At 65.2% G+C, this 14,168-nt stretch carries 15 protein-coding genes; 9 read left to right on the top strand and 6 right to left on the bottom strand.

Annotated elements, in window-relative coordinates; all coding sequences use genetic code 11:
- Nucleotides 1-59 precede the first annotated feature (59 nt).
- Genes ENE74_RS03420 through ENE74_RS03405 form a run of 4 tightly spaced genes read right to left on the bottom strand, consistent with a single transcriptional unit; the run spans nt 60 to nt 3,930 of the window.
- Nucleotides 60-1,235, bottom strand: a complete 1,176-nt coding sequence (locus ENE74_RS03420) for a glycosyltransferase (RefSeq protein ID WP_127689208.1) — start codon at nt 1,233-1,235, stop codon at nt 60-62.
- 3 nt (nt 1,236-1,238) lie between these two features.
- Complete coding sequence (locus ENE74_RS03415; RefSeq protein WP_127689207.1) at nt 1,239-1,766, bottom strand: DUF2141 domain-containing protein; 528 nt, start codon at nt 1,764-1,766, stop codon at nt 1,239-1,241.
- A complete protein-coding gene (locus ENE74_RS03410) occupies nt 1,763-2,701 on the bottom strand; it encodes a hypothetical protein (RefSeq protein WP_127689206.1) in 939 nt (312 codons plus the stop codon). Before ENE74_RS03410 ends, ENE74_RS03415 begins: the two co-directional genes overlap by 4 nt.
- Entirely contained in the window at nt 2,698-3,930 is a 1,233-nt protein-coding gene (locus ENE74_RS03405) for a glycosyltransferase (protein WP_241241800.1), read from the bottom strand. Before ENE74_RS03405 ends, ENE74_RS03410 begins: the two co-directional genes overlap by 4 nt.
- A gap of 155 nt (nt 3,931-4,085) precedes the next feature.
- On the opposite strand from ENE74_RS03405, the gene ENE74_RS03400 reads away from it, so the two are divergent.
- The 3 genes from ENE74_RS03400 to ENE74_RS03390 all read left to right on the top strand — a co-directional run bounded on the left by ENE74_RS03400 (nt 4,086) and on the right by ENE74_RS03390 (nt 6,207).
- The gene (locus ENE74_RS03400; protein ID WP_127689205.1) at nt 4,086-4,910 is read left to right on the top strand and encodes a hypothetical protein; all 825 of its coding nucleotides are present in this window, start codon (nt 4,086-4,088) and stop codon (nt 4,908-4,910) included.
- Nucleotides 4,911-5,080: 170 nt separating this feature from the next.
- On the top strand, nt 5,081-5,533 hold the full coding sequence (locus ENE74_RS03395) for a PA2169 family four-helix-bundle protein (RefSeq protein ID WP_127689204.1): 453 nt from the start codon (nt 5,081-5,083) through the stop codon (nt 5,531-5,533).
- A gap of 158 nt (nt 5,534-5,691) precedes the next feature.
- Nucleotides 5,692-6,207 carry a sterol desaturase family protein gene (locus tag ENE74_RS03390; RefSeq protein ID WP_127689203.1) on the top strand — a complete coding sequence of 172 codons (516 nt, stop codon included), beginning with the start codon at nt 5,692-5,694 and terminating at the stop codon, nt 6,205-6,207.
- A gap of 23 nt (nt 6,208-6,230) precedes the next feature.
- Here ENE74_RS03390 and ENE74_RS03385 read toward each other — a convergent pair whose 3' ends face one another.
- Complete coding sequence (locus ENE74_RS03385; protein ID WP_127689551.1) at nt 6,231-6,677, bottom strand: hypothetical protein; 447 nt, start codon at nt 6,675-6,677, stop codon at nt 6,231-6,233.
- A 199-nt stretch (nt 6,678-6,876) separates the two neighbouring features.
- Nucleotides 6,877-7,038, bottom strand: a complete 162-nt coding sequence (locus tag ENE74_RS03380) for a DUF1674 domain-containing protein (RefSeq protein WP_127689202.1) — start codon at nt 7,036-7,038, stop codon at nt 6,877-6,879.
- An 88-nt stretch (nt 7,039-7,126) separates the two neighbouring features.
- Here ENE74_RS03380 and htpX point away from each other — a divergent pair, with 88 nt between their 5' ends.
- The 6 genes from htpX to purH all read left to right on the top strand — a co-directional run bounded on the left by htpX (nt 7,127) and on the right by purH (nt 14,115).
- Complete coding sequence (gene htpX / locus ENE74_RS03375) at nt 7,127-8,053, top strand: zinc metalloprotease HtpX (protein WP_206517628.1); 927 nt, start codon at nt 7,127-7,129, stop codon at nt 8,051-8,053.
- 60 nt (nt 8,054-8,113) lie between these two features.
- The gene (locus ENE74_RS03370; protein WP_127689200.1) at nt 8,114-9,418 is read left to right on the top strand and encodes an RsmB/NOP family class I SAM-dependent RNA methyltransferase; all 1,305 of its coding nucleotides are present in this window, start codon (nt 8,114-8,116) and stop codon (nt 9,416-9,418) included.
- A 57-nt stretch (nt 9,419-9,475) separates the two neighbouring features.
- Entirely contained in the window at nt 9,476-9,964 is a 489-nt protein-coding gene (locus ENE74_RS03365) for a diguanylate cyclase (protein ID WP_127689199.1), read from the top strand.
- 74 nt (nt 9,965-10,038) lie between these two features.
- Entirely contained in the window at nt 10,039-10,713 is a 675-nt protein-coding gene (gene rpe / locus ENE74_RS03360; protein WP_127689198.1) for a ribulose-phosphate 3-epimerase, read from the top strand.
- A gap of 14 nt (nt 10,714-10,727) precedes the next feature.
- A complete protein-coding gene (locus tag ENE74_RS03355) occupies nt 10,728-12,485 on the top strand; it encodes a heparinase II/III family protein (RefSeq protein WP_241241838.1) in 1,758 nt (585 codons plus the stop codon).
- Between the two features lie 40 nt (nt 12,486-12,525).
- Nucleotides 12,526-14,115 carry a bifunctional phosphoribosylaminoimidazolecarboxamide formyltransferase/IMP cyclohydrolase gene (purH, locus tag ENE74_RS03350; protein ID WP_127689197.1) on the top strand — a complete coding sequence of 530 codons (1,590 nt, stop codon included), beginning with the start codon at nt 12,526-12,528 and terminating at the stop codon, nt 14,113-14,115.
- Nucleotides 14,116-14,168: the final 53 nt, after the last annotated feature.

Genomic DNA, 14,168 nt, shown 5'->3' with positions numbered 1-14,168 from the left:
CGCGCTGCAATATGATGAAAGCCCGATGGCAGGGCCGTCATCAATCGGACTCCGAAATGTCATGCGGCGACCGGCAACTGGCGTGCGCTCTGTTCATACAAGGCGAAGAGGTCCGCGAAATGCGCGTCCATGGTGCGGGTATTCTCGGCCGCCGCCCGCGCCGTGGCCCGATGCTCCGCCACCCCTTCGCCCAGGAAGCGGCGGATCGCGGCCGCCAGGCTGGATGCGTTCGCCGCGCGATAATGATGCCCTGCACCGGGCACGAGATGATCGGCCGCCGCGCCGCCATCGGGCAGGAACATCGGAATACCGCTGGCGCGCGCTTCGGCCGCGATCATGCAGAAGGTTTCGGATTCGCTGCCGTGCACCAGCGCATCCGCGCTGGCGAGCAGGCGGGCGAAAGCGGCTCGGTCGGTAACAGGTGCCATCAGGCGGACATGCGGATTGTCGGCGGCGGCGCGCTGCACGCTCGCCCGCGCGCGGCCATCGCCCGCAATGACAAGCCCCACCGGGCGATCGAAGCCGCAGGCCGTCGCCGCTTCGATAATCATCGGCCAGCGTTTCTCCGGGGCGTGGCGCCCGGCACCGAACAGCAGCACGGCGTCCTCGTCGAGATCGCACCACTGGAGCAGCCGCCGCCGCAGATCTGGGTCGCGGTGGCGCGGCGAGAACAGGCCCGGCTGCACCCCCATGCGGTTGACGACGACATGCCGTAGCCCGCCCTGCGCCAGCCGCGCCGCCAGTTCGTCGCTGGCGCAGACGATATGGTCGAAACGGGCGTCCAGCCGCCGCAAATGCCGCCAGAACCAGTCGAACCCGCGATCGATCATGTCGCGACTGGCCAGGCTGCGAAACCAGCGATAGGCATAATTACCCAGCGGATCGGCATGCATGATGAGGCTGCGCGGGGCGTCTCCGCGCCAGTTGCCCACCATCGAAGCGCTGCCCCAGGGCGTGGATGCCTCGACCAGATCGGGCCGCAGGGCGTCGAGCCGGGCATGCAGCGCCGCTTCGTCATGAAAATAATGATAGCGCCCGTCCAGCGGGAAGCGGCGGCCCGGTACATGCTCGATCCGGCCAAGATCGCCGAAACATTCGACATCCGCCTGTGCGGCGGGTGCGAGAATAATGACTTCGTGCCCGCGTGCCGGCCCCGCCAGCATCTTGTGCCGGACATAGGTTTTGACCCCGCCGCCCTGTGGCGCATAAAAGGCGCAGACATCGACGATACGCATGGCCTAAAGCGCCCTGATCGGGCCGAAGGACAACAGCCCCCGACGATAGTTCATGACGATGCGTTCGCGCGTGGGACTGTTGCCCGCGATGATCGTCGCGGCGGCCGCCTTGGGTTTCCCCATGCCCAGCTTCGGATTGCCGCCAAAGCCGACGCCATCGACCGAAAGACCGAACTTCCGGTTCGCGTCGCGATCGTGCAGCACGGTGACCGCATAGCGTCCCGGCCCGGGCACCCGGACGCACAGTTGCACCGCTGACCCATGCTGCACGGGCACTTCCACCCGCCGGAATGTCTTGCCCTGCGCGATCAGGATATTGTCATCCTGCAGAAAATCCCGGTCGTTGGCCGGATAGACTTCGACCTTCAGCTTCCCTTGCCGATCCTTCAGCCCCACGATGTCGAGCAGGAAGGACGGGCCGCTTTCGCCGGGACGGCAGCGTGCTTCCGCCTTGCCCAGATCGGGCGTCGAAGGGATGATCGGCGTGGCGGCCGCGATCAGCGCGATTGCCCAGGGCAGAACGGCGCTCATATCGTCCGCCGCTGTTTCGCGAGGCCGCTGAGACCCAGCAGCAGGCCGACCAGAAGATGAGTGGCCAGCAGCAATGTGGCGATCACCGCCAGCACTTGCGCGATTTCCAGCTCACGACCGACCAGGAATACGGCCACGCCTGCGAACAGCACGTCCTTGTTGGGGACGAGCGGCAGGCGGGACAGAACCAGCCGGACGGTCGACAGCATGAACCACCAACTGATTGCCACCTCGGGCAGAAGCAGGTGCCACAAGGCCGCGTAGAGCAGCACATTGGCGACGATCCGCGCCAGATGTACCCCGGCGACCATGCGGCGCTGCGCCTTGGGCAGGCTGAATATCTTGCGGCCGAAGATGATCGGGCCGAAGGACGTGACGACAAGAATGGTGAGCGATATCGCGAGCGTCCGCCCGTCCACCGCCAACCGCAGCGACGAAAGCAGGGGCAAGGTGAAAAGCAGCATGACCAGCGTGACGACATTGCCCATCACGCCCGACAGGATCGCTGAATCCTTCACCGCGCCAAAGGGAGATCCCGCCATTTTCACGTTGCGCCGCGCCCAGGCATAGAAATAGACATCACCGACATAGCCGAGCAGCAGTTCGTTGCTGATCCGTTTGCGGAACAGGGCCGAAAGACCGCCTGTCGGGATCGCCCAGAGCCGGTTGAAGATGATCCAGTCGCATAGCGGCGTCAGGCTGTAGGTCACGGCGAAGACGAACCAGAACAGCAGCGTCCGCGGCAGCATGGCGATCAGCCGGTCGAAATCGAAAGCGCCAATCTGGATGAAAACGACGGCCAGTATCGCCAGGGATATCAGCGGCCCGAACCATGCGGTCCAGTTACGGCCGGACCGCAGGAGCGGCGTCGGGTCCAGTGTTACGGCACCGCCGGGCGGGCCGATCAGCGGCGGCAGGGCATCGGCGTGGCTCATGATGGCTGTGCCTCCAGAGAGTGACGAGCGGGGGGATGTGCGGCGCCGCGCTGACCGGCAGGCGCGCCGTTCAGGATGTGGCGAAACAGGCGATCATAAGCAGGCACCGCGCTTTCCAGCGTGAACGCCGCTGCCTTCTCCCGCGCCCGACTGCTATCCATGGGCGTCGGGCGGGCCATGCGGATGGCCTGCGCAAAGGCCTGCTCATCGTCGCGCGGAACAAGTGCGCCCAATGCGCCGTCGTCCAGCAACGGGGCCATGCTACCGCAGCAGCGGGTGGCGATGATCGCAATGCCGCGCGCCAGCGCCTCGACGACGGCGCCGGGCTGCCCTTCGTAGCGGGAGGAAAGCAAAAGGACGTCATGATCGGACAGGCGCTTCAGGATATCGGCACGGAATCCGGCGAAATCCACCCTTGTGTCGATGCCCAGCCGCCGGGCAAGCGCGTGGAGGGCGGCGCGCTCGCGCCCGTCGCCATAAATTGTCAGCCTGTCTTCGGGTCGGCTGGCGGCTGCAAAGGCGCGCAGCATCAGCGGATAATTTTTCTGCGGTTCCAGCCTCCCGACCGCAACGAACCGCCGACCACCCCCATGGGATGCGGTTCGTGGCAACTGCGCGCACCGATCAAGATCGGCGAGTGACAGTACCGGGTTGGGCACGACATGAACGCGTGCGGGGTCGATGCGCAGTCGCGTCACTGTTTCCCGCGCCATCGGTTCGGACAGGACGGCGAAATGGTCGATCGCCCTGCCCTGGATCCGCAACCACATGGTATAGCAGGCGCGCAGGGGCACGGGCATGTCGGCCCGGATCAGATCGTTGCTGATCTTGGCAAGAATTGGCGGACAATGCTGACCCAGCCGGATTTTCAGCAGCACGGCGATGATCGTGTAGCTGTTTCCGGGACAGAATATGATGTCAGGGCGTCGGGTGCGAACGGCGCGCAGGCAGGCCCTCAACATCGCCAGAGTGCGCCAGTTCAACACCCTCGCTGGCCGACGGAAGGGGACTGGGACAACGCTGCCCGCTATCCGATCGTCCGCCATCGGACCATCGGGATCGCCCAGCACCAGATGCACGGTAGTGCCCGCCCGCTGCCAGCCAGCGATCAGGCGCAGCGCAATGCGCTCCACGCCGCCCGGCCCCGGCGCATGCAGGAACGTCAGGACTTGCAGTGCACCGGCGTCAGTGGCGATGTCGCCTTCCCGCGTCGCGGGGCGGCTCGACACTCGTGGCGGAGGTGCGCACTGCATGCGCCGCCCATGTCGGATTTTGATAACAGCTTGATGCAATATCCGTGACGAAGCGATGAATGCGCGGATATATTTGCGCAATGCTGACGGCGATCACGAACCCGTCACAATCGGCGCGATATAGCAGAGACATGGTACGCTATTGTGTCTTGAGCCTGACGATCCTGCTGGTTGCGCCTCTGGCCGCTGCACGGACCGCCCATGCCGCCGAAGCCGCGCCGGTCACGCTGCGCATCGCTGCCGAGGAAGCGCGGCAGGGCGTCGCGTCGGACGGGGTCCACGTCTACGCGATCGACAACGACCGGATCGGCAAATACCGGATCAGCGACGGCGTCCGCGTAGCCCGGTGGCAGGGGGAACGGGCGCAGTTTCCGCACATGAACAGTTGCACCGTCGTGCGGTCCGAACTGATATGCGCTGCCTCCAACTATCCGGCGCTGCCGCAGACCAGCGCGATCGAGATTTTCGATACCAAGAGCCTGCGGCATCTGCGCAGCATCAGCTTGGGAATGGGGCTGGGATCATTGACGGCGCTGGATTGGCATGGCGGGCACTGGTGGGCGATCTTCGCCAATTATGATGGCAAGGGCGGAGAGCCTGGCCGCGATCACCGCTACACGACGCTCGTACAGCTCGACGACCGCTTTCGGCAGCTGCGTGGCTGGCTGTTCCCCGCATCACTGCTCGCGCGTTTCGCACCGTTCAGTTGCTCGGGCATGAGCTGGAGCGACGAGGGGACGCTCTACGTCACCGGGCATGACCGCCCGGAACTTTACGCGCTTCGCCTGCCGCAGGCCGGATCTACGCTGGACCATCTCGGCACCATTGCCATTGCGACCGAAGGGCAGGCCATCGATTGGGATCCCAAGGTGCCCGGTCGCCTCTGGTCAATCATGCGTGGCCAAGCCGTTCTGGCCGCCAGCGCCATTACGTGGCGGAAGGACGATCGGCCTTGAGTGGCGTGCGATCGTCATGCGTCGTGCGCAGCTCTCGCTCTGGCGGAAATCATGCTGATCGAAGTTAAGTCGCGCTTTTTGTCTGCGACTTTCATGATCCTGTGTCGTTGAGGGTGGGCGCGTCTGAACGAGAGCGCGCGGCAGCCCCCATTTGCCCGAGAGGACCCATCATGTTCGACACGAACCACGATATCTCAACGCTGAACAGCCTGATTGCCACCACAATCGACAGCGTGGACGGCTACACCGAAGCCGCCAAGGACAGCAAGAACAGCCACTTCACAGCCTTGTTCACCAGCCGTGCGGCGGAACGGCGCGATGTCGCGACGCGGCTGCAACAGGAAGTCTCGCGTCTTGGCGGCAATCCGGAAGACGACGGCACCATCCTTGCGGGTGCCCATCGCGTGTTCCTCAATCTCAAGTCGACGGTGACCGGACAGGACGACAAAGCGATCATCAACGAAGTCGAAGCCGGTGAGGATCATATCAAGGCCAAGTTCGAGGATGCCCTGCGCGACGAAAAACTGTCTCCGGCCACGCGCGACCTGATCGAAAGCGCTTATGGTTCGGTCAAGTCCGGCCATGACGAAATGCGCGACATCAAACATTCGATGGAACATTGATTCAGCGTTGATCAAGCGTGCTATCCGGGCGGCGGGGGAAACTTCGCCGCCCTTTGCCGATGTGCGTCCTCTCCGGCCGATACGGACAAATTGTCCCATAGCGCAGAAAATCGTCTTTCACGGTTCAGATATGCGTCGCGCCTCGCTATAGGGGCGGGATGTTCACCAGCCTCCTGTCCCTGTTCATGCTGTTCCTCGCCACGGTCGCGGCGATGGAAGCCTTTGCCTATGTGATGCATCGCTGGGTGATGCATGGGTTCGGCTGGTTCCTGCACGAGAGCCACCACCGCCCGCGCACGGGCAATTGGGAATTGAACGACGCCTATTTCATCATTTTCGCGACTCCGGCGATCATTTTGCTGCTGGGCGGCGTACAGTTTGGCTGGGGCCACTGGGCCACCGCCATCGGTGCGGGCATCACGGCCTATGGCATGATCTATCTGGGGTTCCACGACATCATCGTCCATCGGCGCCTGAACCACCGCTATGTGCCGCGCTCAACTTATATGAAGCGGATCGTCCAGGCGCATCGGTTGCATCATGCCGTGGAGACGAAGGAGGGCACAGTCAGCTTCGGCTTTCTGGTGGCCCCGCGGCCGGAAGCGCTGAAGGCGGAACTGGCGCGGCGCGGTCGCGCAGGTGTTCGCGCGCCGACGGGCATCCCCGCCGAATAGCAGTGTCTGCCTAACGCGACCGGCTACAGCGCCAGCAATCGCTCCCCAATGGCATTGAGCGATGCGATTTCCGCCTGCAACTGGGCGAACGAGACATGCACGGGCGCATTCTTCTGATCGCGACAGGCAAAACCGCCATGCTCTGGTCCCTGGAAACCCGACACGATCAGGCCGCGAAACCGGTCGATGCGCTGGATGTCGCGCTCAAGCGCTGCGATTTCCGCCAGAACGGTGGCGTTGCGCCGGTCGCGCATCGAAATCATCGCGCGAAGTTCGGCCAGCAGCTTCCCCATGCCGGGCCGGGTGCGCGATCCGACCGTGCGGATGTCGCCCGCTGCCTCGCGCAGCAGGCCGATCTTCTGTTCCAGCCTTTGTTCCAGAACACCCCAAGCGCACACCAGTTTCCCGACACCGCAGAGCAGATCGTCATCAAGGCTGTCCTGGCTGGCGAAGGACGGTTGGCTGTTCATGTACATGGCGATGCAATTCCTGACCCCGCCGCTCTGTGATCGGCGGCATCGCTAATGCCTAGCGCAGGCAACATCATGTGACGCCATGATGGCACACGCGTTGCCCGCGCGGGATGCACGGCACGGCGGCATATGTGCGAAAATGTGGACGAGTTGTGACATGCCGACTTGTGGTCTGTGTTCGGATTGCCTTCCGCCTTCAGAAGTCGATGGCGATGCCTTTGCGTTCCCAGTCGCCATAGCGCACCGGGCTGAGCGTTTCTGTTGTCACGCGCGGCGCATCAACGGGGTCGGGCGCGGGTGGCGGGGTGCTTTTGGTCCAGTGCGCCGGTGGTTTCACATGGTCGGGGCGCTTACCCATTTGTCGGCTCCTCACATTGACGCTGCATCACTGCAATCCCACATTCAGGATGCACCCGCTAAGTGGGCATCAATGGAGTGACGGACAAGTGAACGGTTTCAAGACGACCATGCTGCTGGCGGCCATGACGGCGCTGTTCATGGCGCTTGGCTACACGCTCGGCGGCAGCGGCGGCGCGATCATCGCGCTGCTGGTGGCTGCGGGCATGAATCTGTTTACCTTCTGGAATGCCGATCGCATCGTCCTTTCGATGCATGGCGCGCGCGAGGTCGACGCGCATAGCGAGCCGCAGTTCTTCGGGCTGGTGCAGGGCCTGGCGCAGCGCGCGGGTCTGCCGATGCCGCGGGTGTACATCATCGATTCGCCGCATCCCAACGCCTTTGCTACCGGCCGTGATCCCGATCATGCGGCCGTGGCTGCGACGACCGGCCTGCTGTCGATGCTGAGCCGGGATGAAGTGGCGGGCGTGATGGCGCATGAACTGGGCCATGTGAAGAACCGCGATACCCTTATCATGACGATGGTAGCCACGATCGCGGGCGCCATTTCCATGCTCGCCAATTTCGGGCTGTTCTTTCGCAGTGGCGACAATAACGGTCACAGCAATATCGTGGCGACGCTGCTGGCGGTGATCGTCGCGCCTTTTGCCGCGATGATCGTGCAAATGGCGATCAGCCGCACCCGCGAATATGGTGCCGACCGGGCAGGCGCGGAAATCAGCGGCAATCCGCGCGCACTTGCCTCGGCCTTGGCCAAGATCGCGGGGCAGGCTGCGCGCATCCCCAATCCGGTCAGCGAACGCAATCCCGCCGCCGCGCAGCTCTACATCGTGCCGACGCATATCAGCGAAATGTTTTCAACGCACCCGGCGACCGAAAGCCGTATTGCCGCGCTGGAAGACATGGCGGCCGATATGGGCAGCGTGCCTTTGGGCGTTGCGTCCCCGCCATCGGCGCTCAAGCGGGTGCACAGGGCCTCGCGCCGTGGCAGCGCGCTAGATCCTCACCGCCGTTAGACTATAGCGGCGGATAACCGGCGAGGTGACGCGCCCCGGAAATGCCGCTAGGGGAGCGCCATGGCCTCCGTCCCTCCCGTCTCCCGATATCCCGCCCGCGCGCCTGAGGCACCCGGCTTACCCGCGCGACGTTCGGCGCTGCGCCTGCTCGACGCTGTTCTTCGTCGTGGCGATCCACTGGAAGTCGCGCTGCATGGCGCAAGCCAGGGGCTGACCGATCGGGCCGATCGCGCCCTTGTCCATGCCATTGCGGCAGAGGCACTGCGCCGCCTGCCCGACCTTGACGCGCTGATCGACGGGGCGACCCGGCAGCGATTGCCGGACGACGCCAAGGCGCGGATGGTGCTGCGCATCGCGCTCGTCCAGGCGCTGGTGCTGGGTACACCGCCGCATGCGGCCATCGCCACGGCCTTGCCGCTGGTCGACGGTGGCCCGCGCAAGCTGGTCCATGGCGTGTTCGGTACGCTGATGCGCGGCGGCGCGACTCTGCCCGATGTGCCCACGCTGCTGCCCGAAGTCGCCGCGCGCTGGGCCGCGCAATGGGGCGATGCCATGCCGCATGCGGCCGCCCGCGCCACAGCGCAGCGCCCGCCAGTAGACATCAGCCTTCGCGATCCGGCGCAGACGGCGGATTGGGCCGATCGCCTGTCGGGCGTGTCGCTTGCTCCTGGCCATGTCCGCCTGCCCGATCATGAAAATGTGACCGGCCTTCCGGGGTTCGAGGAAGGGGCCTGGTGGGTGCAGGACATCGCCGCATCCATCCCCGCGCGGCTGCTGGGCCAAGGCGAGGGGCGGACCGTGCTGGACCTGTGCGCCGCGCCGGGCGGCAAGACGATGCAGCTTTCGGCGGCCGGATGGCATGTGACGGCGATCGACCAGTCGGCCAAGCGGCTGACGCGCCTGTCCGACAATCTCGATCGTGTCGGCCTGTCGGCGCAGGTCGTGACCGGGGACCTGCGGCAATGGCAACCGGCCGAACCCGCCGACGCCGTGCTGATCGACGCACCGTGCAGCGCGACGGGCATCTATCGCCGCCATCCCGATGTTCTGCATCGGATCGGTCCGCGCCAGATCGCGGAACTCGCGACATTGCAGACCGAACTGCTGGCGCGTGCGGCCGAGTGGGTGAAGCCAGGCGGCGCGCTCGTCTATGCGACATGCTCGCTCGAACAGGCCGAGGGCGAGCAGCAGATCGACCGCTTCCTCGCGGGCGGGCAGGGCTGGACCGTCGTGGCGCCCGCGCCCGGCAGTCTGCCGCAGGGGGTTACAGCGACTCCGCAAGGCTGGGTGCGGACCTTGCCGCAGACATTGGCCGATCAGGGCGGCACCGATGGATTTTTTGTTGTGTCGCTGCGGCGTGTTTGACAATAATCCTTAAGGGTCATGCTGTTATCGTGCATGGTCGGATCAACAGGAGATTGCGTGCGTCCCGTCGAGCCTCTGCCACTGCATCATAGCTGGCCGCTCAGCGCCATCGACGACCGACTGCCCGGCCTTCCGGCCGATGGCACGGCGATGCCGGACGGCGACGCGCTTGCGGCGCAGGGCATCGGTCTGTGGCACTGCGATCTTTTGACCGAACGGCTGACATGGACGGCTGGCGTCTATGACATTTTCGGGCTGATGCGCGATGACGTGGTGACACGTCCGCATGCGGTGTCGCTCTATGCACCGGATTCGCGCCTGGCGATGGAGCGGTTGCGGGCCCACGCCATCCGTCATCGTCGCGGCTTCACAATCGATGTGGATATCGACCCGGCAGGCGCGTCGCGCCGGGCGATGCGGCTCACCGCCGTGCCGGTGCTCGGGCCGGGGGGCGTTATCGCCCTGCGGGGCATGAAGCGGCTGTTGCCATCCCTGCCATGCCGTTCGGGGCGGCGGGATGCGGCACTTCTGCCGACGACGGATTGACACGCACATCGACGGCAAAAAGCCGCAAATGATGCGTTGCCCCGCGCCCCCGGCAAAGCTAAGGCGATGGGTTAATGACCCCGAGCGCCAGCCACCCGATCCTGATTTCCCCGTCCATTCTCTCGGCCGATTTCGCGCGCCTTGGGGAAGAAGTGCGGGCTATCGACGCAGCGGGCTGCGACTGGGTGCATGTCGATGTGATGGACGGGCATTTCGTGCCGAACATCACGATCGGGCCGATGGTGGTAAAGGCGTTGCGCCCGCACACGGCCAAGCCGCTCGACGTGCATCTGATGATTGCGCCGGTCGACCGCTATCTTGACGCGTTCGCCGACGCGGGGGCGGACATCCTGACCGTGCATCCCGAGGCCGGGCCGCATATTCATCGCAGCGTTCAGCATATCAAGGGGCTGGGCAAGATGGCCGGCGTGGTGCTGAACCCTGGAACACCGGCGAAGATGCTGGATTATCTGATCGACGACATCGATCTTATCCTGATCATGAGCGTCAACCCGGGGTTCGGCGGACAGAGCTTCATCGACAGCCAGCTTCGCAAGATAGAGGCGTGCCGCAAGATGATCGACAAGAGCGGCCGCGACATTCGTCTGCAAGTCGATGGCGGTATCGACGATCGTACCGCGCCAATGGCCATCGCCGCAGGTGCCGATGTGCTGGTGGCGGGTACGGCGACGTTTCGCGGCGGGCCGGATGCCTATGCCGACAATATTCGGAGGCTGCGCGGGGGGTGAACGATCTGACGCGCATCCGGGCCAAGCCCGCCGCCGAGCGCGCGTCCTTCCCGGACGTGCCGGGCGGTGCGGAGATCGAGGAAGGCAGGCGGCTCATCCGGGTGTCGGATGACAAGGGCCTGTCGCTCGCCGAACGGATCGCGCATCGCTTCTATCGCCTGACCTGGCGGACACCGCTGCATGCGGTGCGACTGAAAGGCAAGTTTCCGCTCAAGCTGCTTGCCGTCCCTGACGACAGCATTCCGGGCGACGTCGTGGCCGGGCAGGCGATCCGCGCAGGGTATTTCCTGTTTCGCGGCATGAAGCAGCCGATCGACACGCTCGATTTCGAAACGCTGGCCCTTGCGCCCGCTTTTGTGGACTATATCCACAGCTTTCGCTGGCTGCGAGACCTTTCGACGGTCGCAACGCGCGAACAGGGTGCCCCGGTGGCCGAGGCCGTGATGCGCAAGTGGCTGGCGGCCCATGCCGAAAAGCCGAGCGAACCAGCGTGGCGGGCCGACAATGCCGCCTGGCGGCTGCTCTACTGGACCAGCCAGGCCCCGCTCATCCTGTCCTCCAGCGATCTGGTCTATCGCTCGCTGGTGCTGAACTGCATTGCGCGCACGGCCCGGCATCTCGACCAGAGCGCGGACAAGGCCCCGGTCGGCCTGCATCGGCTGGTCGCCTGGGGCGGCGTCGTCGCGGCCTCGATGCTGATCCCCGGCGGCGGCCCGCGCAAGCTGTTCGGCGAGGCCGGGCTGCGTCGCGCGATCGACAGTGCCTTCCATCCCGATGGCGGCGCAATTTCGCGCTCTCCGCTCGCGCAGCTCGACGGCATCATGCTCCTTGCCATGCTCCGTTCGGTCTATGACGTAAGGCGGGAGGATATGCCCCGCTTCATCGCCGACGCGCTCAACCGGGCCGTTCCCGCGCTGCTGGGCATCACCCATGGCGATGGCGGGCTGGGCAACTGGCAGGGCGCCGGTGCGACCGATCAAGCCCATGTAGATGCGGTCGTTGCCGCAACCGGCGTCCGTGCCAGACCGTTGCGGCAGGCACGCGACTGGGGCTATCAGCGGCTGGCGGCGGGCAACAGCGTCCTGCTGGTCGATGCCGCCCCGCCGCCTGTGGCGCGGCTCGCGGCAGCGGGCTGTGCCTCGACCGGTGCCATCGAATTGAGCGACGGGCCGCACCGCCTGATCGTCAATTGCGGTGGCGCGGCGCTGGCCGGCGCCTATCTGCCCGACGATCTGGCGCAGGGCCTGCGTACCACCGCGGCACACAGCACCCTGGTGCTGGCCGACAGCAATTCGACCGCGATTCTGCCCGACGGTACGCTCGGCAAGGGCGTGACCGAAGTCGAGCTGAACCGGCAGGAGCTGGAAAGCGGCAGTCGTCTCGAACTCAGCCATGATGGGTATGTGCGGCGGATCGGCTATGTCCATCGCCGCCTGCTGATGATGAGCAGCGACGGGCGCGAAATCCGGGGTGAGGACATGCTGTTGCCTGCCGAGCGCCGTCGCAAGCCTGCCCCCACGCCGTTCGCATTGCGCTTTCATCTCGCGCCGGGTGTCGAGCCGACGCTGACCGCCGATGCGCAAGGCGCGCTGCTGCGCATCGACATGGGTGCGCTCTGGCAATTTCGAACCGGCACGGGAACGATCGCGATAGAAGACAGCCTGTGGATCGATGGCGAAGGCAAACCGCGGGCCTGCCTGCAACTGGTGGTGAGCGGGCAGGCGGAACCCGGCGGCATCAGCACCGGATGGTTGCTGAAGCGCGTGGGATAGGCCGTTTCCGGCACCCGGCGTATTTTCAAGGACGAGAGACATGAACGATATCCCGATCAAACGCGCCTTGCTGTCTGTTTCGGACAAGACCGGTCTTGCTGAACTGGGGGCGGCGCTTGCCGCGCACGGCGTGGAGCTGGTCTCCACCGGCGGCACGGCGAAGGCGCTGCGCGATGCCGGGCTGACCGTCATGGACATCAGCGAACTGACCGGCTTTCCCGAAATGATGGACGGCCGGGTCAAGACGCTGCATCCCATCGTCCATGGCGGCCTGCTGGCGGTGCGCGACAATGCCGACCATGTCGCAGCGATGGCGGCGCACGGCATCGGCGCGATCGATCTGGTGGTCGTCAACCTCTATCCCTTTGCCGCGAAAGTTGCGAAAGGGGCAGGGCGTGAGGAGATCATCGAGAATATCGACATTGGCGGCCCGTCGATGGTCCGGTCCGCTGCGAAGAATCACGCGAGCGTGGCAATTGTCACCGATCCGGCGGATTATGACCGGCTGATCGCGGAGATGGGCGAGAAGGGCGGCGCGACCAGCTATGACTTTCGCCGCCTTCTCGCAGCCAAGGCCTATGCCGCCACCGCTGCCTATGACAGCATGATCGCAAGCTGGTTCGCCTTTGCCGATCAGGGGACCATGTTCCCGCCCAGCCTCACCCTTGCCAGCACCCTTGTCTCGCCGCTGCGCTATGGCGAGAACCCGCATCAGTCCGCGGCACTCTACGTGCCTGCCGGGCCATCAGCGCGCGGCATCGCACAGGCCGTTCAGGTGCAGGGCAAGGAACTGTCGTACAACAATTACAACGATGCCGATGCCGCGCTGGAACTGGTCAGCGAGTTTCGCGACGGCCCGCCGACGGTGGTGATCGTCAAACATGCCAATCCGTGCGGCGTCGCAAGCGGCGATACCTTGATCGCAGCCTATGAAGCGGCGCTGGCCTGCGACAGCGTGTCGGCTTTTGGGGGTATCATCGCGGTCAACCGCCCGCTGGACGGCGCGACGGCAGAAGCGATCAGCGGCATCTTCACCGAAGTGGTCGCGGCGCCCGACGCCGATGCCGACGCCCGCGCGGTGTTTGCGAAGAAGAAGAACCTGCGCCTGCTCCTGACCGGCGACCTGCCGGACCCGGCGCGGCCCGGCCTGCAATTGAAGAGCATCGCGGGCGGCCTGCTGGTCCAGAGTCGCGACAACGGCCGACTATCGCCCGACAGGCTGACGGTCGTGACAAAGCGCAAGCCGACCGCGCGGGAACATGAGGATTGCCTGTTCGCATGGACGGTCGCCAAGCATGTGAAGTCGAACGCCATCGTCTATGCCAAGGATGGCAGCACGGCGGGCATCGGTGCCGGGCAGATGAACCGGTTGGAATCGGCCCGTATCGCCGCCTGGAAAGCCAAGGATGCGGCGGAAAAGGCGGGGTGGAGCGCACCGCGCACCATCGGTTCGGCGGTCGCCTCCGATGCGTTCTTCCCTTTCGCCGACGGGCTGCTCGCCGCGGTGGAGGCGGGGGCCACGGCGGTGATCCAGCCGGGCGGATCGATCCGCGACGCGGAAGTGATCGCCGCGGCCGATGCAGCGGGTCTCGCCATGCTGTTTACCGGGATGCGCCATTTCCGGCACTGATACGCTGCGGCGCAGCGACGAATTGCCCTTTAATACAGGCTTCGGCGCGCCTA

Origin of the sequence: Sphingobium algorifonticola (assembly GCF_004005485.1) — a bacterium.
GTDB lineage: Bacteria > Pseudomonadota > Alphaproteobacteria > Sphingomonadales > Sphingomonadaceae > Sphingobium > Sphingobium algorifonticola.
The sequence above is the reverse complement of the archived record's forward strand: the minus strand, read 5'-3'. Positions and strand labels throughout refer to the sequence as shown.

Coding starts and splice junctions, on each gene's coding strand:
- ENE74_RS03420 (WP_127689208.1), bottom strand. CDS start 1,235: ATGCGTATCGTCGATGTCTGCGCCTTTTATGCGCCACAGGGCGGCGGG.
- ENE74_RS03415 (WP_127689207.1), bottom strand. CDS start 1,766: ATGAGCGCCGTTCTGCCCTGGGCAATCGCGCTGATCGCGGCCGCCACG.
- ENE74_RS03410 (WP_127689206.1), bottom strand. CDS start 2,701: ATGAGCCACGCCGATGCCCTGCCGCCGCTGATCGGCCCGCCCGGCGGT.
- ENE74_RS03400 (WP_127689205.1), top strand. CDS start 4,086: ATGGTACGCTATTGTGTCTTGAGCCTGACGATCCTGCTGGTTGCGCCT.
- ENE74_RS03395 (WP_127689204.1), top strand. CDS start 5,081: ATGTTCGACACGAACCACGATATCTCAACGCTGAACAGCCTGATTGCC.
- ENE74_RS03390 (WP_127689203.1), top strand. CDS start 5,692: ATGTTCACCAGCCTCCTGTCCCTGTTCATGCTGTTCCTCGCCACGGTC.
- ENE74_RS03385 (WP_127689551.1), bottom strand. CDS start 6,677: ATGAACAGCCAACCGTCCTTCGCCAGCCAGGACAGCCTTGATGACGAT.
- ENE74_RS03380 (WP_127689202.1), bottom strand. CDS start 7,038: ATGGGTAAGCGCCCCGACCATGTGAAACCACCGGCGCACTGGACCAAA.
- ENE74_RS03370 (WP_127689200.1), top strand. CDS start 8,114: ATGGCCTCCGTCCCTCCCGTCTCCCGATATCCCGCCCGCGCGCCTGAG.
- rpe (WP_127689198.1), top strand. CDS start 10,039: ATGACCCCGAGCGCCAGCCACCCGATCCTGATTTCCCCGTCCATTCTC.
- purH (WP_127689197.1), top strand. CDS start 12,526: ATGAACGATATCCCGATCAAACGCGCCTTGCTGTCTGTTTCGGACAAG.